We start from the raw sequence: 18,976 nt of genomic DNA on the forward strand, positions 1-18,976 counted from the left end.
CCACCATGGGTGCCACGGCCTCACGGGGCAGCAGCCCGTCGACGTCGAGCTCGGACTCGGGGATCGTGAACAGCGGCGAGTCCGACAGGCCACGGGACGTCATCATCCGGGCCAGGTGGCCGCGAACCTCGATCAGCGCGTCGTCGCTCGTGCGGTCGAGCACGACGGCGACCGAGGTGCTGCGCTCCGAGGCCTGGCGCAGGTAGTCCCACGGGACCTGATCGGCGTAGCGGGCGGCCGAGGTCACGAACAGCCACAGGTCCGCCGCCGCGAGCAGCTGGGCGGCCAGCTCACGGTTGCCGCGGTCGATCGAGTCCACGTCGGGGGCGTCGAGGATCGCCAGGCCCGGCGGGATCTTGTCGGAGGTCGCGAGCCGGAGGGCGTACGAGTCGTTGCCGGTCTCGAGCGTCCGCGCCAGGTCGGGCAGGATCCGGTCGGGCTGAAACCACTCGGCATCGTCCGGGTGGTGGACCAGGACGGGTGAGCGGGTGGTGGGGCGCAGGACGCCCGACTCGGTGACCTGCTCGCCCACCAGCGAGTTGACCAGGGTCGACTTGCCGGCGCCGGTCGATCCGCCGACGACGACGAGCAGGGGGGCATCGAGCTGCACGAGCCGCGGCAGGACGTAGTCCGAGAGCTGGTCGACGAGAGCCGCCTGCGTGTGGCGAGCCGCCGCGACACCCTCGGCCTCGAGGCGCAGCGACGCATCACGAACCGAGAGGAGCAGCGAGCTCATCCCCGCAAGGAGCTCGGCCGAAGCGTGGTCGCCGGGCACGTTCGGGCTCCTCTCGTCGATGGTGGATCTGCTGCGGACGGTTCAAGGAACAGATTAGTCGACAAGTCGTCGCTTCGTGGCCACGGCACGTGTTGCCCAGGGTCAGTTGTGACGAGGGAGACTCTGCAGCGCGGGCGGGAAGCGCAGGCCCGGCCGCAGGGCGTACATCGCGTCCAGCAGCGCGTACGTCCGCTCGACCCCGTGGGGCTTGATCCGGCCGCTCATCAAGGCGTCGTGCAGGAACGCCATCTCGGTCGCCAGCAGCTGATATCGCTTGACGATCCGGGCGGCGACCTTGCCGTGCTCGGACCGGGCGTAGCGACGCGCGGCCTTGCGGTGGCCGAACCTCGAAAGGTAGGGGATCTCGGCGGGATGGATCCAGCCCCGCTGCGCGACGTACGACAGCGAGCGCTCGAGGATCCGGACCTGTCGAACCCGGACGACGATCGCCAGGCCCGCCGCGGCGAGGAGGAGCGCGCCCAGCGCGAGGTAGGCCAGGGCGAAGCCGACCCCGCTGTCGGGCCCGTAGCTCAGGGACCCGTTCCACAGCCCGTGCAGGCACATGCTCGCCACGAGGCCGAGGACCACGATGACGACCCGCAGCAGCTTCGACCGGCGGGTCACGGCCAGGCCGATCGCGATGCCGAACGCCGCCGTGAACAACGGGTGGGCGAACGGACTGAAGATGCCCCGGACGATGAAGGTCGTCGTCGCGCCCTCGGCCCCGGCGATCTTGATGTCGGGCGAGCCCAGGTAGCTCGCGGCGTAGTAGCCGATGTTCTCGACGAACGCGAAGCCGATGCCGACCAGCCCGGCGTAGACCAGCCCGTCGAGCACGCCGTCGATGACCCGGCGGGACCGTACGAAGGTCAGGAGCAGGAACAGGCACTTGGCCGGCTCCTCGGCCAGCGGCGCGGCGAACGTCGCGGTCTGGCTCTCGGACAGGTCGAAGAAGTCCTGCGCCCAGACCTCGAGCGCAAGGGCGATCCCGACCGCGATGACCCCGCCCCAGACGAAGGCCGCGAACTTGTAGCGGCGCGGCTCCGGCTCGTAGCGGTCGAGCCACCAGAACACGAACCACAGGAACGGCAGCGGGATCATGGCGTAGAGGATCGACAGGCCCGTGCCCTCGGCGTCCTCGGCGCTGGCGGCGATGAAGCCCGCCCCGACGACGCCCGCGATCGCGATGACGACGAACAGGACCAACAGGGGCGTGCGGCCCCGCTGACGGTAGGCCTCGTGGTACGGAGGAAGGGCGGCCGGGAGCTGGCCGACGGTCGCGTCTGTCACCCCGAGAGCCTAGGGCATCGGCCGCCATGTCGCGGGACGTGCGCAGCCGTGACGACGGACGCCGATAGGCTGGGGAATGCGCGCCCGTAGCTCAGCTGGATAGAGCAAGAGCCTTCTAATCTCTAGGTCGCAGGTTCGAGTCCTGCCGGGCGCACTCCCGGGCGGCCAAGCCCTGGCCGGCGCGCTCAGATCAGGTGCTGCGCCGCGGCGTCGCGGATCGCGGTCGCGACGGCCTCCAAGGCCGGGGTCTGCAGGGTCCACTGCTGCCAGTGCAGCGTCACGTCGACGTGGGCGCCCGGGTCGAGCTCGACCAGCACGCCCGCCGCCTCGCGCGCGGTCGACTGCTCCGGCGGCAGGACGGCCCAGCCCAGGCCCAGCGCGACCGCCTCCGCGAAGTCGGCGGACGCCGGCACGTGGTGGCGGGGCGGGGCGAGGCGGCGCCGGGAACGGCGTCGCAGGTAGCGGTCCTGCAGGTCGTCGTGGCGGTCGAACACGACCATCGGGGCCACCGCCAGCGCGTCGACCGTCACCCCGCCGGCGAACCACCGGTCCACGAACGCCGGCGTCGCCATCGGCCGGTAGCGGCTGATCCCGAGCCGGTGCGACCGACAACCCTGGACCGGCTCGTCGACCGACGTGATCGCCGCCATGACGGTCCCGGAGCGCAGCAGGTCCGCGGTGCGCGACTGGTCGTCGCGGTGCAGGTCGAAGCAGGTCCCGGGAGGGAGGGTCGCGAGCGCCGGGAGCACCCAGGTCGCCATGGAGTCGGCGCTCAACGCGATCGGCACCGTGACCGTCGCGCCCTCGACCGCCGTGGACACCGCCGTCGTCTCGTGGACCAGCGCGTCGATCTGGCGAGCCAGCCGCAGGTAGGCCTCCCCGGGCCCGGTTGTCGCGGTCGGCTTGGTGCGCCGCACGAGCACCTGACCGGCGGACTGCTCCAGCGCCTTGATGCGCTGGCTCACCGCCGACGGGGTGACGTGCAGCGATGCGGCGGCCGCCTCGAACGATCCCTCGTCCACGACCGCGGCCAGCGCCTGCAGCTGGGAGAGGTCCATATGAAGTAATGCTAATGCAACGACAGGAACTGTCGTTGGACTTCATCACTGGTGAGGCCCTAGCGTCGGCGGTGTGACCCACCACGCCGCCGTCGCGCTCACGTCTGGGATGGGCTTCGGACTGTCGCTCATCATCGCGATCGGCGCGCAGAACGCGTTCGTCCTCCGCCAGGGCCTGCGCCGCGAGCACGTCCTGCCGGTCGTCGCGGTGTGCGCCGTCTCCGACGTCGTCCTGATCCTCGCGGGCATCGCCGGCCTCGGCTCGCTGCTCGACCTGGCTCCGTGGATCGTCGACGTCATGCGCGTCGGCGGCGCCGCGTTCCTGCTGACGTACGCCGTCATCGCCGCCCGCCGGGCCCGGCACCCCGCCGCGATCGAGGCCGACGAGGGCGGGAGCGACAACGCGCTGTGGCCGGTCGTCGCGACGTGCCTCGCGCTGACCTGGCTCAACCCGCACGTATACCTCGACACCGTGGTCCTGCTCGGCTCCGTGGCCGCGACGCACGGCGGCGACCGGTGGTGGTTCGGCGTCGGCGCGAGCCTCGGCAGCATCGTGTGGTTCGTGTCGCTCGGCTACGGCGCGCGGCTCCTGCGCCCGGTGTTCGCCCGGCCGAGGTCGTGGCAGGTGCTCGACGCGCTGATCGCGGCCGTCATGGTCCTCATCGCCCTCAGCCTGCTGCGTGGTCTGATGGACTCGTGAAGTCGTTCGTCACGGTGGCCGTCGGCGGCGCCCTCGGCACCCTGGCCCGGTTCGGCATCGGCGAGTGGCTCGCGAGCGACCGGCTGTTCCCGGCCGCGACGTTCCTCGTCAACCTCAGCGGCTCGTTCCTCCTCGGTGCCCTGCTGGCGACGATGCTCCTGCGCGGCGACGACACGGGCGACCGCCGCACCGCGCGCCTGCTCCTGGGCACGGGATTCCTGGGCGGCTACACGACCTACAGCGCCCTGGCGGTCGAGACGGACCAGCTGCTCCGAGCGGACCACGTCGCGCTCGCGACGGCGTACGCCATGGGGACCGTGCTGCTGGGCCTCGTGGCGGCCCTCGCCGGCATCGCGACGGCCCGGGCGGTCGCACGATGACGCCGCTCGTCGTCGCGCTGGCCGGCGGGCTGGGCGCCGGGACCCGCTACTCGCTCGACGCGTGGATGCGTCCCCGCGTGTCCGACCGCCTGCCGTGGTCGACGCTGCTGATCAACGTCACGGGCTCGCTGCTGCTCGGCCTGCTCGTGGCGACCGCCGGGGACGGCCAGTGGCACACCGTGCTCGGCACGGGCTTCCTCGGCGGCTACACGACCTTCAGCACCGCGAGCGTCGAGACGGTCCACCTGGCACTGGACCGGCGGTACGTCGCCGCGACGAGCAACGCCGCCGCGATGCTCGTGGTGAGCGTCGCGGCGGCGTCGGTGGGGTACGCGCTGGGGCGCTAGGCCTTCGCAGCCTTGTCGATCGCGGCCTGCAGCGCCTGCGGCGTCGGGCTCTCGAGCTTCTTGCCGGCGACCTTGACGGTCGGCGTGCTGCTGACGCCCTTGTCCGAGCCGGCCTCCTTGGCCGCGTCGATCCACGGGACGAAACGCGATGTGTCGACGCACGACTGGATGTCGGCGCTGGTGATGTCGTTGGACTTCATCGCCGCGACGAGCTCCTTGTCGGTCGGCCCGTCGGTGCCCTCGTCGGGCTGGTTGGCGTAGAGGTAGTCGTGTGCCTTGACGTAGTCCTTGACGCCGCCCTTGTCGAGGACGCACAGCGCGACGTTGGTCGAGCGGTGCGAGTACTCGTTGGTGCTGCCGCCGTTCTCGTCGAGGAACGAGAAGGGGCGGTACGTGATCGAGATCGCGCCGCTCTCGACCTGCTGGTGCAGGAACGCGCCGCTCTGCTGCTCGAACGACAGGCACGCGGGGCACTGGAAGTCCTCGTAGAGCTCGACCGAGACCGGCTTGGCGCCGTCCTTGACCTTCGCGCCGGCGTCCTCGGGCGTGTAGACGATCCCGAAGTCCTTGGTCGCGCCCGCGGGCTGGATGACGTCGGTGACGTCCTTCTTGTCGTTGCTGGTGCTCGCGACGGCGAACCCGGCGAGGGCGATCAGCGCCACGACCACGACGACGATGCCGACCGTGATGAGGTTGCGCTGCTTCTTGTCGGCCTTCTCGCGCTCCTTGCGCATCTGCTCTGCTCGGGCGGCGCGCTGCTGGCGTTCGTTGCTCACTGGGGTTCTCCTGGGTCGGGCGGTCACCAATCTGACCAACGCGGCACCTCGGCTCAAGGTTCCACGTGAGCCTACCGGCCCGCGCGAAGCACCCATCGCGGCACGCGCAGTAGGGTCTGGGACGTGAATGACAAGCTGGTGTGGATCGACTGCGAGATGACCGGACTCTCCCTCGAGACCGATGCCCTGGTCGAGGTGGCGGCCCTCGTCACCGACTACGACCTCAACGTCCTGGGTGACGGGATCGACCTCGTCATCAAGCCGCCCCAGGCGGCCCTGGACCAGATGAACGACTTCGTCACCGACATGCACACGAGCTCGGGACTGCTGACCGAGCTCGACGCGGGCCTGAGCCTGCGGGACGCCGAGGAGCAGGTGCTGGAGTACGTCCGGGAGTTCGTCAAGGAGCCCGGCAAGGCGCCGATGGCCGGCAACACGATCGGCACCGACCGGGCGTTCCTGGCCCGTGACATGACCGAGCTCGAGGGCTGGCTGCACTACCGGGTCATCGACGTCTCGTCGATCAAGGAGCTGTCGCGGCAGTGGTTCCCGCGGGCTTACTTCGCGGCCCCGACCAAGGGCGGCCAGCACCGCGCCCTGGTCGACATCCAGGAGTCGATCGAGGAGCTGCGCTACTACCGACGGGCCGTCTTCACCGCGGATCCGGGCATCGACAGCGACACGGCCAAGGCCATCGCCGCCGAGGTCTCCGGCTCGGTGACGGGCCAGTCGTAGACCCGCACGGGCCTGCGTTAGACTTTTCTCCGTCGTGTCGGGCGCATGCTCGACACGCGTGGTGGGTGTAGCTCAGCTGGTAGAGCACCGGCTTGTGGTGCCGGTGGTCGCGGGTTCAAGTCCCGTCACTCACCCCACGAGGACCCCCGCAGCACAGCTGCGGGGGTCCTGCTCATTTCATCGACAGGTCGATGTCCCCGCTGCTGCTCCTGGCGCGGACGAAGTAGCCCTGCTCCCCGCCCTTCGACGGGATCGACGAGGTGACCTTGCCGGACTTCGACCGGGCCGTCACGGCGTACGAGCGGTCGCCCAGGGGCACCCCGGCCGTGATGTCGCCGCTGTCGGTCGTGGCCTTGATCCCGAACGGCTGGCGGGCGAAGTCGGCGGCGACGTCGCCCGACGTCGTCGTGACCTCGAGCTCGTCGACCGACAGGGCCTCGGTTCGTACGTTGCCGGCGCCGGTCACGACCGTCAGCGCGCCCTCCGAGATCGACTGGGCCACGACATTGCCCGACGTCGTCCGGATGACGACGGGGAAGCCCTCGGGGATCTCGAGGGTCGCTGAGACGCCGCAGCCCGGCGACAGCCAGGTCTGGCACCCCGACAGGATCTTGATCTCGTCGTCGCGCCGGCCGATCTGGAAGTCGGTCTTGCGCAGGCCGCTCGTGATGCGGGCCGAGACCTTGACGACCTCGGGATCGCCCTGGACGATCCGCAGGTCGGCGGTGCCGGCATCGATCACGACGAGCCGCGACTGGCCCAGCTCGACGACGCTCGTCGACACCGTGGTGTCGCGCTTGAGGATCGACGCGCCGAGCACCAGGCCGGCCAGCACCGCCACCACGAGGATCGTGCCCAGCACCGTCAGGAGGGTGCGCGAGGCGGGCGAGCGCACGTCGTAGTCCGCGATGGTCTCCTCGTCGGTCACGAGGCGGCCTCCGTGATCGAGACGGGGACGACGTCCTCGGCACCCAGGCGGGCCGCGTCGGCGGTCGCGTCGTCGGGCATCGTCTGGCTCTCCCGCTCGGCCTCGACCCGTTTCAGGTAGTGGTCGACCTCGTTGTCCCGCTGCGCCTCGGTCCAGCCCAGGACGCCGCCCATGAGCTCGGCGACCTCGACGGCGACCTCGGTCCCCCGGTCGAACGTCTCGATCGAGATCCGCGTGCGGCGGGCGATGGCGTCGTCGAGGTGTCGGGCGCCCTCGTGCGACGCGGCGTAGACGATCTCGGCCCGCAGGTAGTCGTCGGCGCCGGTCAGCGGCTTGCCCAGGCCGGGCTGCTCGGCGATGAGGTCGAGCAGCTCGTCCAGGAGCGAGCCGTATCGGTGCAGGAGGTGCTCGATCCGGCCGACGCCCAGTCCGCTCGACCGGGCGATCATGTGCCGCTGGTTCCACAGCGCCTCGTAGCCGTCGGCGCCCAGCAGCGGCACGTCCTCGGTGACCGAGGGCGGCGCGTGGCGGTCGAGCTGGGTCCGCATGCCGTGGACCGCGGCGTCGACGGCGTCCTTGGCCATGACCCGGTACGTCGTGTACTTGCCGCCCGCGATCACGACCAGGCCCTTGACGATCGTGCTGACGGCGTGCTCCCGCGAGAGCTTGCTGGTCGCCTCGTCCTCGCCGGCGAGCAACGGACGAAGTCCCGCGTAGACGCCCTCGACGTCCTCGTGGGTCAACGGCTCGACCAGCACCTGGTTGACGTGGTCGAGCAGGTAGTCGATGTCGCTGCGGCTCGCCGCGGGGTGGTCCTTCGAGAGCGACCAGTCGGTGTCGGTCGTGCCGATGATCCAGTGCCGGCCCCACGGGATGACGAACAGGACCGACTTCTCGGTGCGCAGGATCAGGCCCGAGTCACCACGGATCCGGTCGCGCGGCACGACGAGGTGCACGCCCTTGCTGGAGCGGACGTGGAACTGGCCCCGCTCCCCCGCGAACGACTGGGTCTCGTCGGTCCACACGCCGGTGGAGTTGACGACCTGCTTGGCGGCGACGTCGAACTCACGCCCCGTCTCGAGGTCCTTGACCCGGGCGCCGGTGACCCGGTCGCCATCGCGCAGCAGCCCGATGACGCGGGTGCGGCTCGCGACGTGCGCGCCGTACGCCGCGGCGGTGCGGGACAGGAACATCGTGTGCCGGGCGTCGTCGACCTGGGCGTCGTAGTACTGCAGCGCGCCGACCAGCGCGTCCTTCTTGAGCGCCGGCATGATGCGGCGGGCGCCACGACGGGTCAGGTGCCGGTGCAGCGGGACGCCGGCGCCGTAGCCCGACGCCTTGCTCATGGCGTCGTACAGCGCGACGCCCGAGCCGGCGTACAACCGCTCCCACACCCGGTGCGTCAGGGGGTAGAGGAACGGGATCTCGTGGACCAGGTGCGGGGCGAGCCGCTGCAGGTTGAGCCCGCGCTCCTTGAGCGCCTCGGCGACCAGGCGGAAGTCGAGCATCTCCAGGTAGCGCAACCCGCCGTGCATGAGCTTGCTCGAGCGGCTCGACGTGCCGGACGCGAAGTCACGCGCCTCGACCAGGCCCACCGCGAGGCCGCGCGTCGCGGCGTCGAGGGCGGCGCCGCCACCGACGACACCCCCGCCGATCACCAGGATGTCGAGCGGTGTGGTCGCCATCGCGTCGAGCGCGGCTTGGCGGTTCTCGGGTGACAGGGCGACAGGACGCATGGCCCCAGTCAAGCAGGGCACCGGTGGTGGGGCGAATGCCCGAGGGAACCTGTGACCTAGTCGACGTCGATCCAGTCGAAGGTCCGTTCGACGGCCTTCTTCCACTGGGCGTGGCCCTGGTCACGCTGCTCGGCCGTCGAGACCGGCTCCCAGCGGGCCGACTCCTTCCAGTTGGCGACGAGCTCGTCGGTGCTCGCCCAGAAGCCGACCGCGAGGCCCGCCGCGTACGCCGCGCCGAGCGCCGTCGTCTCGGCGACGACGGGCCTGCTGACCGGGACGCCGAGGACGTCGGCCTGGATCTGCATGCACAGCTCGTTGGCCGTGACACCGCCGTCGACCCGCAGGGTCTGCAGGTCGAGGTCCGCGTCGGCGATCATCGCCTCGATGACGTCCTTGCTCTGGTAGCAGATCGCCTCGAGGGCGGCCCGGGCGATGTGCGCGACGGTGTTGTAGCGGGACAGCCCGACGATGACGCCGCGGGCGTCGGACCGCCAGTGCGGGGCGAACAGGCCGGAGAACGCGGGGACGAAGCAGACCCCGCCGTTGTCGTCGACGCTCGAGGCCAGCGACTCGGAGTCCGCGGCCGCCTTGATGATGCCGAGCTGGTCGCGCAGCCACTGGATCGCCGATCCCGTGACCGCGATCGAGCCCTCCAGGGCGTACACGGGCGCGGCGTCGCCGAACCGGTAGGCCAGCGTCGTGATGAGCCCGTTGTTGGACCGGACGATCTCGGTGCCGGTGTTGAGGACCAGGAAGTTGCCCGTGCCGTAGGTGTTCTTGAGGTCGCCGGGCTCGAAGCACACCTGGCCGACGAGCGCGGCGTGCTGATCGCCGAGATCGCTCGCGATGGCGACCTCGCCGCCGAATGGCCCGTCCGCAACGGTGTGCGCGTAGACCTCGGACGACGACCGGATCTCCGGCAGCATCGAGCGGGGCACGTCGAAGATCGCGAGGAGCTCGTCGTCCCACGCGAGCGTCTCGAGGTCCATCAGCATCGTGCGGCTGGCGTTGGTCACGTCGGTCATGTGCAGACCGCCGTCGGGCCCCCCGGTCAGCCACCAGATGAGCCAGCTGTCGGTGTTGCCGAAGATCGCGTGGCCCGCCTCGGCGTCGGCGCGGACCCCGTCGACGTTCTCGAGGATCCACTGGATCTTGCCGGCGGAGAAGTACGGCGCGGGGGGCAGCCCGGCCCGCTCGCGGATCAGGGTCCCCCGGTCGTCCTTGTCGAGGGCGGCGGCGATCTTGTCGGTGCGGGTGTCCTGCCACACGATCGCGTTGTAGTAGGGCTCGCCCGTCCGCCGGTCCCACACGACGGTGGTCTCGCGCTGGTTGGTGATGCCGATCGCCGCGAGCCCGTCGAACGTGATCCCGGCGCGCCCCAGCGCGGCCTCCACGACGTCCTGGGTCGTCTCCCAGATCTCGTGCGGGTCGTGCTCGACCCAGCCGGCCTGCGGCATGATCTGCTCGTGCTCGAGCTGGTGGCGGGCCACCTCGTGACCGTCGTGGTCGAAGATCATGAACCGCGTGCTCGTGGTGCCCTGGTCGATCGCGCCGACATACTTCGCCATGGCGCCGACCCTATCCGTAGGCTCGGGGCATGCGCCTCATCCTGATCCGGCACGGGCAGACCCCGGCCAACGTCAAGGGCATCCTCGAGTCATCCGTGCCCGGCCCCGGGCTGACCGACCTGGGCACGCAGCAGGCCCAGCAGCTCGTCGGCGCGCTCGACGGACAGCCGCTCGACGCGATCTTCGTGTCGTCGATGGTGCGGACCCACCTGACGGCGGCACCGCTCGCCGCGGCGCGGGGGCTGACGCCGACCGAGCGCGCCGGCCTGCGCGAGATCTCCGCCGGCGACGTCGAGGGCCTGGCCGACCACGCCTCGATCCACCAGTACGTCTCGACGTTGTTCGAGTGGTGCGGCGGCGACCTCGACGTCCGCATGCCCGGCGCGCAGGACGGTCACGAGGTCCTCGCCCGCTTCGACGAGGTCGTGGCGGAGGTCGAGGCCCTGGGCCTCGACGACGTCGCCCTGATCAGCCACGGCGCGATGATCCGTGCGTGGTGCGCCATGCGCACGAGCAACATCGACCTCGACTTCGTCACCGACCACTACGTCGTCAACACCGGCATCGTCGTGGTCGAGGGGTCGAGCGCCGCCGGCTGGGAGGTCACGTCGTGGCTGGGCGAGAGCGTCAGCGAGGCGGCCGCCATGAGCGTCGTCTCCGACCACAGCCCGGCCTCGGAGCCGCTCGACGAGTGACGGCCTCCCATCCCGGACCTAACGAATCCCGAACCGGATCGTTGGTCAGGGCATGAGGTCAATGCCGCGTCTGCTGTCGCCAAGGTGGATCCGGCGACACCGGTCGGACGTTCTCGCCGGCGCGTCGATGGCGCTCGGCGTGATCGCGATCCTCGTCGGCCTCGTCCTCCGGTCGGGATCGGACGAGCCGCCGCCGGCCGCCGGCGCCAGCAGCGGGGCAGGATCCACGAGCCGGTCGCAGCAGGTCGACACCTATGTCGCGCCGCGCAAGGACGAGATCGGCGCGGGACTCGCGAAGCTGTCCCCCCGGTCCCAGCAGGGCATCAGCGCCCTCGCACCTGCCGGTGGACTCGCCGGGGAGGGCGGCACGAAGGGATTTCCGAAGCACTCCGTCGTGCTCACGATGACGTCGGCGGCACCGATCGGCGTCGTGGGCTACGTCGTCCCGACGAGCGTCGACCGGTCGTCGGGCACGGCCGAGGGCGTCGGCACCTCGTGGTCGCTCAGCACGACGGCCTACGGCGACCCGGACTACGCACAGCTGTTCGCCCAGGCCGGCCCCCGGGGCGATCCGATCACCTGCACCATCACGATCGACGGGCGCGTGACGGAGCGTCGGTCGACCGACGGACCGTACGGCCAGCTGTTCTGCCAGGGCTGACCGCACGGGCCGGCGTCACTCCGGCTTGAGCTCGCCGACGACGTCGGCGTGCGGCACCGTCGGGATCGTGCCGAGCCGGCCCTTCTGGAAGTCCTCGAACGCCTGCAGGACCTCGGCCTTGGTGTTCATGACGAACGGTCCGGCCCACGCGATGGGCTCGCGGATCGGCAGCCCACCGAGCAGCACGACCTCGAGGGCGGGGTGCTTGGCGTCCTGGCGCTCGGCCGCGCCGACCGTGATCGTCTCGCCGTGGCCGAGCACCGCGAGCTGGCCCGAGGAGATCGGCCGGCGGTCGCGGCCGACGTAGCCCGTGCCGCCCAGGACGTAGACAAGCGCATTGAAGTCGGTGCGCCACGGGACGGTCATCTCGGCACCCGGCAGGACCGTGGCGTGGACCATCGCCATCGGGGTGCGGGTCGAGCCGGGGCCGGCCACGCCGTCGACCTCGCCGGCGATGACCCGCAGCAGCGCGCCCGCGTCGGGCGTCGACGCCAGGCCCACGTCGCCTCCGCGGATGTCCTGGTAGTGCGGCGGCAGCCACTTGTCGGCCTTGGGGAGGTTGACCCACAGCTGCAGCCCATGGAACAGGCCACCGCTCGTGACGAGCCACTCCGGCGGGGTCTCGATGTGCAGCAGCCCACTGCCGGCGGTCATCCACTGCGTGTCGCCGTCGGTGATCGACCCGCCGCCACCGTGGGTGTCCTGGTGGTCCATGACGCCGTCGATCATGTAGGTCACGGTCTCGAAGCCGCGATGCGGGTGCCACGGCGTGCCCTTGGGCTCGCCGGGCTGGTACTCCACCTCGCCCATCTGGTCCATGTGGATGAACGGGTCGAGCCGGGCCGGGTCGACCCCGGCGAAGGCGCGGTGCACCGGGAACCCCTCGCCCTCGTATCCCTTCGGCGCGGTCGTCACGCTGATCGGCGCGCGGTCCTCGGTCTGGGTCGGCGCCGCGATCACGCGGGGCAGGACGGTCCAGTCGGCAGCAGTCACAGCAGGCATCGGAATCTCCTCGGTAGGTCTCTCATACTAGTTCAACATTCAACTAACCGCATCTGTTCCGCGTACCCTGATCCCATGAGCGTCGCGCCGCTGATCTCCGACATCCGCGACGTCCTGCGGGACGAGGCCGATCCGGAGCGCGCGCCGGGCATGCAGGCGTACATGAAGTCGGCCATGCCGTACCGCGGCGTCCGGCTCCCCCGGGTCCGCGCGATCACCCGGGCAGCCCTCGCGGCCCACCCCCTCCTGACCCTCGACGAGGTCGAGACCGCCGTGACGACACTGTGGGACGAGGCGGCGTTCCGCGAGGAGCGGTACGCCGCCAGCGCCCTGACGGGTCACCCGCTCGCGATCGGGCGGCTCGAGATGGTGCCGATCTACGAGCACCTGGCCGTCACCGGGGCGTGGTGGGACCACGTCGACGCGATCTGCGGGCGCATCGCCGACCTGCACGACCTGCACCCCGCCGAGACCGCCGAGATCGTCCGCCGGTGGAGCCGCTCGGACGACCGCTGGTTGCGCCGGCTCGCGATCATCAGCCAGCTCGGGCGTCGCGAGCGCGTCGACACCGCCCTGCTCAGCGAGCTGGTCGAGGCCAACGCCGCCGACACCGACTTCTTCATTCGCAAGGCCATCGGGTGGGCGCTGCGGGAGTACGCCAGAGTGGACCCCGACTGGGTGCGCGCCTTCGTCGCGGCGCACGCGGACACGTTGAGCGGTCTGTCGAGACGAGAGGCGTTGAAGCATGTCGGATGAGCAGGACGGCACCCCGGAGACCACCGACGTCGTGATCGTCGGCGGCGGCCACAACGCCCTCGTGGCCGCGATCTACCTCGCCCGCGCCGGCCGCCGGGTCGTCGTGCTGGAGCGGCTCCCCCACGTCGGTGGCGCGGCGATCAGCGCGCAGGCGTTCGAGGGGATCGATGCCCGTCTGTCCCGCTACTCCTACCTCGTCAGCGTCATGCCGCAGCAGCTGATCGACGACCTCGGGCTGCGGCTGGAGCTGCGATCGCGCGAGACCGCGTCCTACACGCCGCACGACGGTGGCGGCCTGCTCGTCGAGACCACGCCGGGGCCCGCGACCGAGGAGTCGTTCCGCACCCTGACCGGCGGGGACGACGAGCTCGCCGCCTGGCGCACGTTCTACGCCGAGGTCGGGACGATCGCCGAGGCGATCGCGCCGACGCTGCTCGCCCCGCTGCCCCACATCGGCAACATCCGCGACCTCGTCGAGATGGACATCTGGACCGACGTCGTCGAGGAGCCGCTCGGCACCGCTATCGAGCGCCGGTTCTCCCACGACGTGGTCCGCGGCGTCGTCGGCACGGATGCACTGATCGGGACGTTCGCCTCGCTCCACGACCCGACGCTGGTGCAGAACCGCTGCTTCCTCTACCACCTGATCGGCAACGGCACCGGCGAGTGGCGCGTCCCCGTCGGCGGCATGGGTGCCGTGACCGGCGAGCTCGAGCGGGTGGCCCGGGAGGCCGGCGTCGACATCCGCACCGGCGCCGAGGTCACCCGGATCGACGCCCGCCCGGACGGGGCCACCGTCAGCGGCGACGGCTTCGCCATCGATGGCGACTGGGTCCTCAGCGGCGTCGCCCCGTACGTCCTCGCCGGCCTGCTCGGTGACCCGCTGCCCACCCGCCCGTCCGGGTCCCAGTTCAAGATCAACCTGCTGGTCTCCCGGCTGCCACGACTCAGGTCGGGCATCGATCCGGCGATCGCGTTCGCCGGCACGCTCCACGTGGGCGAGGCGATGAGCGAGCTGGAGGCGGCCTGGGCGCAGGCGGCGGCCGGGGCCCTGCCGGACCGGGCCACCGGCGAGCTCTACTGCCACACCCTGACCGACCGCTCGATCCTCGGCCCCGACCTCGCGGCGACCGACGCGCAGACGTTGACCTACTTCGGGCTGCACACGCCCTACGAGGTGCTGCCCGACGAGGCCGCGGCCGCGCGGGCGTACGCCCAGTTCCTCGTCGCACTCGACGAGCACCTCGCCGAGCCGATCGAGCCGCTGATCCTCGGCGTCGAGCACAAGACGCCGGCGCAGATCGAGTCCGCGCTGGCGATGCCCGGCGGCCACATCTTCCACGGCGACCTGCAGTGGCCGTGGCTCGAGGAGGGCGAGCGCCCCCACAATTCAGCGGAACGCTGGGGAGTCTCGACGACCCACCCGCGGGTCCTCCTGTGCGGCAGCGGAGCCCGACGCGGCGGTGCCGTGAGTGGTCTCGGAGGCCACCACGCAGCTCATGCGGTACTCGATTATGAGGTCGGGCAGGGCGACTGATAACGTTTCTCTCGCTTCGCGGCCCACGGCCGCAAGGCGGCATTAGCTCAATTGGCAGAGCAGCTGACTCTTAATCAGCGGGTTCGGGGTTCGAGTCCCTGATGCCGCACTGCAAAGGCCTCATTCCTCGCCGAATGGGGCCTTTGCTTCACCCTCCGGAGGCGGGGTACGTGGGCGCCATGACCGACGCCGGACACCACGCCCACCGCCTCGAGCTCGAGCGGACGCGCACGCTCGCCCTGCTCGCCTTGCTGTCGCGGGACTTCGACGGGATCGTGGCCGCCTCGGCCGACTCCAACGCCGACGACGAGCACGACCCCGAGGGGGCGACGATCGCGTTCGAGCGGTCCCAGGCCGGCACGATGATCACCCAGGCCCGCGACCGCCTGGCCGAGATCGAGGCGGCGCTCGAGCGGGTCCACGGCGGCACGTACGGGACGTGCGAGGTGTGCGGCGCCCGGATCCCCGACGGCCGGCTCGAGGCACGTCCCACGGCCCGCACCTGCGTGCTGCACGCGCCGGGGGTGGCGGACCCGAGGGGCCGGACGTAACGTCAGGAGATGTCGCGGCGACGGACACCCGAGTCCCTGGCCCAGGAGGCCCTCGTCGTCCTGGCCGCGGGGCTGGCCGTCCTCACGGTTGCCGCGATCGTGCTCTACCGGCCCGGCGCCCCGGCGTGGACGCACATCGTCGTCAACGGCGTCGGGTGGGCGCTGGTCGTCACGACCGGGGCGATGCTGCTGCGCGCCGGGATCGAGAAGCTCGTCGAGCTGGGTCGGCGACACCAGTCGGGGTGACCCCCGCCGGCCTCAGGACTCGAGGGCCCCGCGGGCGGCCTTGACCCGGTACATCTCGACGTCCGCCTCCCGGACGAGACGGTCGACCTGGTTGCCGTTGGCGTCCCACGACGTCCCGAGGCTCGCGCGCACCGAGACGGCCCCCTCGCGGGTCACGAAGGGCGCCGAGACGAGCCGCTCGACCCGGTCCCGCAGGTCGTCGGCCTCGGCCTCCGCCAGGCCGACGCCCACCACGACGAACTCGTCCCCGCCGATCCGGAACAACCGCTCGGCGGGGCGCAGCCCGGTGAGCATCCGCTGGGCGACCTCACGCAGCAGCCGGTCCCCGGCCTCGTGCCCGTGGGAGTCGTTGATCTGCTTGAAGCCGTCGAGATCGGCGAACAGGACGGCCACCGGCCGCGGATCGCCGCGGAGGCTGTCGGCGTACGCCTGGTAGGCCGCCCGGTTGGGCACCTCGGTCAGCTGGTCGGTGAAGGCCATGACCCGCAGCCGCTGCTCGGCCGCCGCTCGCACGGCGTCGTCGAACATCGCCGGGGTGCTGAGCAGTGCGCGGTAGTTGCGGCGCAGGCCGAGGTAGGTCAGCGCGACACCGGCGCCCAGCACCTCGACGGCGATGTTGTGCGTCCCGTCGAACGTCTGCCGCGTCGCCTCGAGGCCGGCCCGACCGCCACCACCCTCGGGGATCAGGAGGTGCAGCGCGTGCGACCAGTGGTGCAGCGCGCAGGTCGCGAAGATCATCGCGGTCGCGAGCCCGAGCTTGTTGGACCAGAGCTGCCGGGTCCGGACCAGCCCGGTCACGATCAGCGTCGAGATGACGACGTAGCAGCCGGCGATGAGCAGGTTCAGGCCCGCGACCAGCTGCCACGACATGCTGTCACGATATCGGGCCGCCGGGTCACCCACCCGGGTTCGGGAACGAACCGGATGCGGTCCGAGTTGAGCAGGGCAAAGGAGGTACGACCCATGAAGTGCCCGACAGACGGTGCGACCCTCGTCATGAGCGAGCGGTCCGGCATCGAGATCGACTACTGCCCGGACTGCCGCGGGGTCTGGCTCGACCGCGGCGAGCTCGACAAGATCATCGACCGCGCCGCAGCCGATGCGCCCGCGCCCCGTGCCGCGGCCCCCATCCAGGAGGAACGCCGGCGCGACGAGGCACCTCGGTACGCCGAGCAGCCCCGGTACGCCGAGCAGCCGCGGTACGCCGAGCAGCCCCACCGGCGCAAGAAGAAGGAACACTGGCTCTCGGAGCTCTTCGACTGAGCCGGTCGACCGCTGGGGACCGCTAGCCCTGCCGGACGGCGGTGAGCAGGAGATACTCCCAGCCCATCGTCGGCTCGGTCGGGGCGAAGTGACGCCCGGCCAGGTCGGCCAGGTCGCGATCGAGCGCCTCGACCTTGGCCGGGTCGTCGGCGATGTTGCGGTAGACCGCGATCGTCGGCCCGTACGTCAGCTTGAAGAACTCGCGCATCTCGACGGGTGAGGCGAACCGGTCGACGGTCAGCATCTCCTTGCGCGCGACGACGTCCGTGACGCGGTCGCCGAGCAACGACCGCACGTGCGACTCGTCGCCCCACAACGGCGGAGGCTGCGCGCCGGGAGGCGGCGGGGGCGCGTACGGCTTCATGGTCGCGAACATCTGCCCGATGAACCCCTCGGGCGTCCAGCTCAGCAGCCCGATCGTCCCACCGGGGCAGCACACCCGGACGAGCTCGTCGGCGGCTGCCTGGTGGTGCGGCGCGAACATCACGCCGACGCACGACATCACGACGTCGAACTCGCCGTCGGCGTACGGCAGGGCCTCGGCGTCGGCCTCCTGCCACTCGAGGGCCGCACCCTGGGCCTCGGCGCTGCGGCGGCCGACCTCGAGCAGCTCGGGGGCGAGGTCGGACGCGACGACCTGGGCGCCGGTGAGCGCAGCCGGGATCGCGGCGTTGCCGGACCCGGCGCCCACGTCCAGCACGCGTTGTCCGGCGTGGACGCCGCACGCCTCGACGAGCCGCGGGCCGGTGGCCGGGATGACTTCCGCGGCGACGGCTGGATAGTCCCCCATCGACCACATGGCCTTGTGCTTGCTCTTGAGCTCTCGGTCAGCCTCGACGTCCTCGATCAGCCTGCTCATGATCTCCTCCTCGTGACGATATGGGTGTCTGTTCCAGAATGGGCTGGCGTCCCGGCCGAAACATCCGTGCTGGACACGGAGATGTGGGTCAGTAAAGTCAGCACATGGAGCAGGTCGAGCGGCTCACCCGACGCGAGAGCGCAACACTCGACGCCGTCGCCCGGCGGCTCACCAACGGCGAGATCGCCTCGGAGTTCCACGTCTCGGTCCGTACGGTCGAGAGCCACATCGCCTCGCTCCGCCGCAAGCTCGGCGCCGATTCCCGGATGGGCCTGATCGAGGCCGCGCACGCACACCGCCCCGCCACGCGCCGTCCCCGCGTCCGGCGGATCCTCCCGGCCCGGGCTGCGGGACGGCGGACGGAGCAGGATGATCGGGGCATGTGGATCGGCTGGGTCGAGCTCGACCTCCTGCTCGGTGACGTGCACTCGTTGAAGCAGAAGCGCTCCGTGGTGCGGCCGCTCGTCGCGGACCTGCAGCGTACGTTCACGGTCTCCGCCGCGGAGACCGGCAGCCTCGACCTGTACCGCCGGGCCGAGGTCGGCGTGTCCCTCGTCGCCGCCGACAGCCAGCACGTCATCGACGTGCTGGACAAGGTCGAGGACTACGTGGCACGCCGCCCCGAGCTCGACCTGTTGTCCGCACGCCGCCGGATCGCCAACAGCGACGACGAGTAGCTCGTCGTGCCGGGCCCCCCCGACGACGTGGGACGCCGCGCTCAGCTGCGCCGATCGACCACGAGCCGACAGCCGATGCCCGGGTCGGTGATGAACATCGTCGGCCGGGGCGGATCGGTCTCGAGCTTGCGGCGTAGCAGGTCTGTCGGTAGGACCAGACGACGATCACCAGCAGCGCGACCACGCCGAGGGCAACCCACGGGGTCAGGTGCAGGAGCGTCAGACCGTTCAGGTGACACCCGTCGCCCGCCGGATCCGTCAACCTTGACGAAGCCCTGACGGATCTTGACGCGATCTTGACGCGCGCACCACCACGTGTGACCCCCGCCCTAGCCGGTGCCGGACCGGGGCGGACATACTGATCGAAGTTTTGTCGTCTGGACGAAAGTGACCCGCGTGCGCAACCCCCGAGCATTCCTCCGTCCCCTCGCTGTCG

The 18,976-nt window shown here is 71.0% G+C and carries 22 protein-coding genes and 3 tRNA genes; 15 read left to right on the forward strand and 10 right to left on the reverse strand.

Translation table 11 applies throughout. From position 1 onward, the window contains the following. A partial coding sequence (locus tag JWQ91_RS14850) for a dynamin family protein (protein WP_297785861.1) occupies positions 1-736 on the reverse strand: 736 nt, incomplete at its 3' end. Positions 737-877: 141 nt separating this feature from the next. Next, a complete protein-coding gene (locus JWQ91_RS14855; protein ID WP_297785806.1) occupies positions 878-2,065 on the reverse strand; it encodes a PrsW family intramembrane metalloprotease in 1,188 nt (395 codons plus the stop codon). A gap of 80 nt (positions 2,066-2,145) precedes the next feature. Here JWQ91_RS14855 and JWQ91_RS14860 point away from each other — a divergent pair. After that, positions 2,146-2,219 (forward strand) — tRNA-Arg (locus JWQ91_RS14860). A gap of 31 nt (positions 2,220-2,250) precedes the next feature. Here JWQ91_RS14860 and JWQ91_RS14865 read toward each other — a convergent pair. Further along, positions 2,251-3,123, reverse strand: coding sequence for a LysR family transcriptional regulator ArgP (locus JWQ91_RS14865; protein ID WP_297785810.1), 873 nt, complete (start codon positions 3,121-3,123; stop codon positions 2,251-2,253). 73 nt (positions 3,124-3,196) lie between these two features. Between JWQ91_RS14865 and JWQ91_RS14870 the strand changes: the two genes are divergently transcribed. From JWQ91_RS14870 to JWQ91_RS14880, 3 genes are read left to right on the forward strand one after another with little or no spacing between them, the layout of a single operon-like run. Then, positions 3,197-3,823 (forward strand): LysE/ArgO family amino acid transporter, encoded by a 627-nt coding sequence (locus JWQ91_RS14870; RefSeq protein WP_366521392.1) that lies wholly within the window; start codon positions 3,197-3,199, stop codon positions 3,821-3,823. After that, positions 3,820-4,203, forward strand: a complete 384-nt coding sequence (locus JWQ91_RS14875) for a CrcB family protein (protein ID WP_297785813.1) — start codon at positions 3,820-3,822, stop codon at positions 4,201-4,203. The genes JWQ91_RS14870 and JWQ91_RS14875 overlap by 4 nt, the downstream gene beginning before the upstream one ends. Continuing rightward, positions 4,200-4,550, forward strand: a complete 351-nt coding sequence (locus JWQ91_RS14880) for a CrcB family protein (protein ID WP_297785815.1) — start codon at positions 4,200-4,202, stop codon at positions 4,548-4,550. Before JWQ91_RS14875 ends, JWQ91_RS14880 begins: the two co-directional genes overlap by 4 nt. Here the strand turns inward: JWQ91_RS14880 and JWQ91_RS14885 are convergent. Next, positions 4,547-5,326: a thioredoxin domain-containing protein gene (locus tag JWQ91_RS14885; RefSeq protein ID WP_297785818.1), complete on the reverse strand. Its 780-nt coding sequence runs from the start codon at positions 5,324-5,326 to the stop codon at positions 4,547-4,549. The two genes, JWQ91_RS14880 and JWQ91_RS14885, sit on opposite strands and share 4 nt — an antisense overlap. 123 nt (positions 5,327-5,449) lie before the next feature. On the opposite strand from JWQ91_RS14885, the gene orn reads away from it, so the two are divergent. Together orn and JWQ91_RS14895 are read left to right on the forward strand one after the other, a co-directional pair. After that, the gene (orn, locus tag JWQ91_RS14890; protein ID WP_297785821.1) at positions 5,450-6,061 is read left to right on the forward strand and encodes an oligoribonuclease; all 612 of its coding nucleotides are present in this window, start codon (positions 5,450-5,452) and stop codon (positions 6,059-6,061) included. A gap of 61 nt (positions 6,062-6,122) precedes the next feature. After that, positions 6,123-6,198 (forward strand) — tRNA-His (locus JWQ91_RS14895). Between the two features lie 35 nt (positions 6,199-6,233). Here JWQ91_RS14895 and JWQ91_RS14900 read toward each other — a convergent pair. The 3 genes from JWQ91_RS14900 to glpK are packed head-to-tail and all read right to left on the reverse strand — an operon-like array spanning position 6,234 to position 10,293. Further along, complete coding sequence (locus JWQ91_RS14900; protein ID WP_297785824.1) at positions 6,234-6,989, reverse strand: DUF4097 family beta strand repeat-containing protein; 756 nt, start codon at positions 6,987-6,989, stop codon at positions 6,234-6,236. Then, on the reverse strand, positions 6,986-8,725 hold the full coding sequence (locus JWQ91_RS14905; protein ID WP_297785827.1) for a glycerol-3-phosphate dehydrogenase/oxidase: 1,740 nt from the start codon (positions 8,723-8,725) through the stop codon (positions 6,986-6,988). Before JWQ91_RS14905 ends, JWQ91_RS14900 begins: the two co-directional genes overlap by 4 nt. 56 nt (positions 8,726-8,781) lie before the next feature. Beyond that, positions 8,782-10,293, reverse strand: coding sequence for a glycerol kinase GlpK (glpK, locus tag JWQ91_RS14910; protein WP_297785830.1), 1,512 nt, complete (start codon positions 10,291-10,293; stop codon positions 8,782-8,784). A 29-nt stretch (positions 10,294-10,322) separates the two neighbouring features. Here glpK and JWQ91_RS14915 point away from each other — a divergent pair, with 29 nt between their 5' ends. Further along, a complete protein-coding gene (locus JWQ91_RS14915) occupies positions 10,323-10,988 on the forward strand; it encodes a histidine phosphatase family protein (protein WP_297785832.1) in 666 nt (221 codons plus the stop codon). A 52-nt stretch (positions 10,989-11,040) separates the two neighbouring features. Next, positions 11,041-11,649, forward strand: a complete 609-nt coding sequence (locus JWQ91_RS14920; protein WP_297785835.1) for a hypothetical protein — start codon at positions 11,041-11,043, stop codon at positions 11,647-11,649. Between the two features lie 15 nt (positions 11,650-11,664). On the opposite strand, the gene JWQ91_RS14925 is transcribed toward JWQ91_RS14920, so the two are convergent. Then, positions 11,665-12,651 (reverse strand): pirin family protein, encoded by a 987-nt coding sequence (locus JWQ91_RS14925; protein WP_297785837.1) that lies wholly within the window; start codon positions 12,649-12,651, stop codon positions 11,665-11,667. Between the two features lie 75 nt (positions 12,652-12,726). Here JWQ91_RS14925 and JWQ91_RS14930 point away from each other — a divergent pair, with 75 nt between their 5' ends. From JWQ91_RS14930 to JWQ91_RS14950, 5 genes are all read left to right on the forward strand, one after another. After that, positions 12,727-13,407: a DNA alkylation repair protein gene (locus JWQ91_RS14930; RefSeq protein ID WP_297785839.1), complete on the forward strand. Its 681-nt coding sequence runs from the start codon at positions 12,727-12,729 to the stop codon at positions 13,405-13,407. Next, positions 13,397-14,944, forward strand: coding sequence for an NAD(P)/FAD-dependent oxidoreductase (locus tag JWQ91_RS14935; protein ID WP_297785841.1), 1,548 nt, complete (start codon positions 13,397-13,399; stop codon positions 14,942-14,944). Before JWQ91_RS14930 ends, JWQ91_RS14935 begins: the two co-directional genes overlap by 11 nt. A gap of 36 nt (positions 14,945-14,980) precedes the next feature. Continuing rightward, positions 14,981-15,053: transfer RNA gene (locus tag JWQ91_RS14940), tRNA-Lys, on the forward strand. Between the two features lie 70 nt (positions 15,054-15,123). Beyond that, positions 15,124-15,495 (forward strand): TraR/DksA C4-type zinc finger protein, encoded by a 372-nt coding sequence (locus tag JWQ91_RS14945; RefSeq protein WP_297785843.1) that lies wholly within the window; start codon positions 15,124-15,126, stop codon positions 15,493-15,495. A gap of 9 nt (positions 15,496-15,504) precedes the next feature. Further along, entirely contained in the window at positions 15,505-15,741 is a 237-nt protein-coding gene (locus JWQ91_RS14950) for a hypothetical protein (protein ID WP_297785846.1), read from the forward strand. 12 nt (positions 15,742-15,753) lie between these two features. Here the strand turns inward: JWQ91_RS14950 and JWQ91_RS14955 are convergent, their stop codons facing one another. Beyond that, on the reverse strand, positions 15,754-16,611 hold the full coding sequence (locus tag JWQ91_RS14955; RefSeq protein ID WP_297785849.1) for a GGDEF domain-containing protein: 858 nt from the start codon (positions 16,609-16,611) through the stop codon (positions 15,754-15,756). 93 nt (positions 16,612-16,704) lie between these two features. On the opposite strand from JWQ91_RS14955, the gene JWQ91_RS14960 reads away from it, so the two are divergent. Continuing rightward, entirely contained in the window at positions 16,705-17,004 is a 300-nt protein-coding gene (locus JWQ91_RS14960; RefSeq protein ID WP_297785852.1) for a zf-TFIIB domain-containing protein, read from the forward strand. A 22-nt stretch (positions 17,005-17,026) separates the two neighbouring features. Here JWQ91_RS14960 and JWQ91_RS14965 read toward each other — a convergent pair whose 3' ends face one another. Continuing rightward, entirely contained in the window at positions 17,027-17,863 is an 837-nt protein-coding gene (locus tag JWQ91_RS14965; protein ID WP_297785855.1) for a class I SAM-dependent methyltransferase, read from the reverse strand. Between the two features lie 104 nt (positions 17,864-17,967). Here JWQ91_RS14965 and JWQ91_RS14970 point away from each other — a divergent pair, with 104 nt between their 5' ends. Then, the gene (locus tag JWQ91_RS14970; protein WP_297785858.1) at positions 17,968-18,540 is read left to right on the forward strand and encodes a DUF503 family protein; all 573 of its coding nucleotides are present in this window, start codon (positions 17,968-17,970) and stop codon (positions 18,538-18,540) included. The last annotated feature ends 436 nt before the right edge of the window (positions 18,541-18,976 follow it).

The sequence above is a fragment of the Aeromicrobium sp. genome, assembly GCF_025965075.1.
Classification (GTDB): Bacteria; Actinomycetota; Actinomycetes; order Propionibacteriales; family Nocardioidaceae; genus Aeromicrobium.

What these genes read in the sequence shown, in the direction of transcription:
- JWQ91_RS14865 (WP_297785810.1), bottom strand. Translation starts at nt 3,123, where the DNA reads ATGGACCTCTCCCAGCTGCAGGCGCTGGCCGCGGTCGTGGACGAGGGA.
- JWQ91_RS14880 (WP_297785815.1), top strand. Translation starts at nt 4,200, where the DNA reads ATGACGCCGCTCGTCGTCGCGCTGGCCGGCGGGCTGGGCGCCGGGACC.
- JWQ91_RS14905 (WP_297785827.1), bottom strand. Translation starts at nt 8,725, where the DNA reads ATGCGTCCTGTCGCCCTGTCACCCGAGAACCGCCAAGCCGCGCTCGAC.
- glpK (WP_297785830.1), bottom strand. Translation starts at nt 10,293, where the DNA reads ATGGCGAAGTATGTCGGCGCGATCGACCAGGGCACCACGAGCACGCGG.
- JWQ91_RS14915 (WP_297785832.1), top strand. Translation starts at nt 10,323, where the DNA reads ATGCGCCTCATCCTGATCCGGCACGGGCAGACCCCGGCCAACGTCAAG.
- JWQ91_RS14920 (WP_297785835.1), top strand. Translation starts at nt 11,041, where the DNA reads ATGAGGTCAATGCCGCGTCTGCTGTCGCCAAGGTGGATCCGGCGACAC.
- JWQ91_RS14925 (WP_297785837.1), bottom strand. Translation starts at nt 12,651, where the DNA reads ATGCCTGCTGTGACTGCTGCCGACTGGACCGTCCTGCCCCGCGTGATC.
- JWQ91_RS14930 (WP_297785839.1), top strand. Translation starts at nt 12,727, where the DNA reads ATGAGCGTCGCGCCGCTGATCTCCGACATCCGCGACGTCCTGCGGGAC.
- JWQ91_RS14935 (WP_297785841.1), top strand. Translation starts at nt 13,397, where the DNA reads ATGTCGGATGAGCAGGACGGCACCCCGGAGACCACCGACGTCGTGATC.
- JWQ91_RS14945 (WP_297785843.1), top strand. Translation starts at nt 15,124, where the DNA reads ATGACCGACGCCGGACACCACGCCCACCGCCTCGAGCTCGAGCGGACG.
- JWQ91_RS14950 (WP_297785846.1), top strand. Translation starts at nt 15,505, where the DNA reads ATGTCGCGGCGACGGACACCCGAGTCCCTGGCCCAGGAGGCCCTCGTC.
- JWQ91_RS14955 (WP_297785849.1), bottom strand. Translation starts at nt 16,611, where the DNA reads ATGTCGTGGCAGCTGGTCGCGGGCCTGAACCTGCTCATCGCCGGCTGC.
- JWQ91_RS14960 (WP_297785852.1), top strand. Translation starts at nt 16,705, where the DNA reads ATGAAGTGCCCGACAGACGGTGCGACCCTCGTCATGAGCGAGCGGTCC.
- JWQ91_RS14965 (WP_297785855.1), bottom strand. Translation starts at nt 17,863, where the DNA reads ATGAGCAGGCTGATCGAGGACGTCGAGGCTGACCGAGAGCTCAAGAGC.
- JWQ91_RS14970 (WP_297785858.1), top strand. Translation starts at nt 17,968, where the DNA reads ATGGAGCAGGTCGAGCGGCTCACCCGACGCGAGAGCGCAACACTCGAC.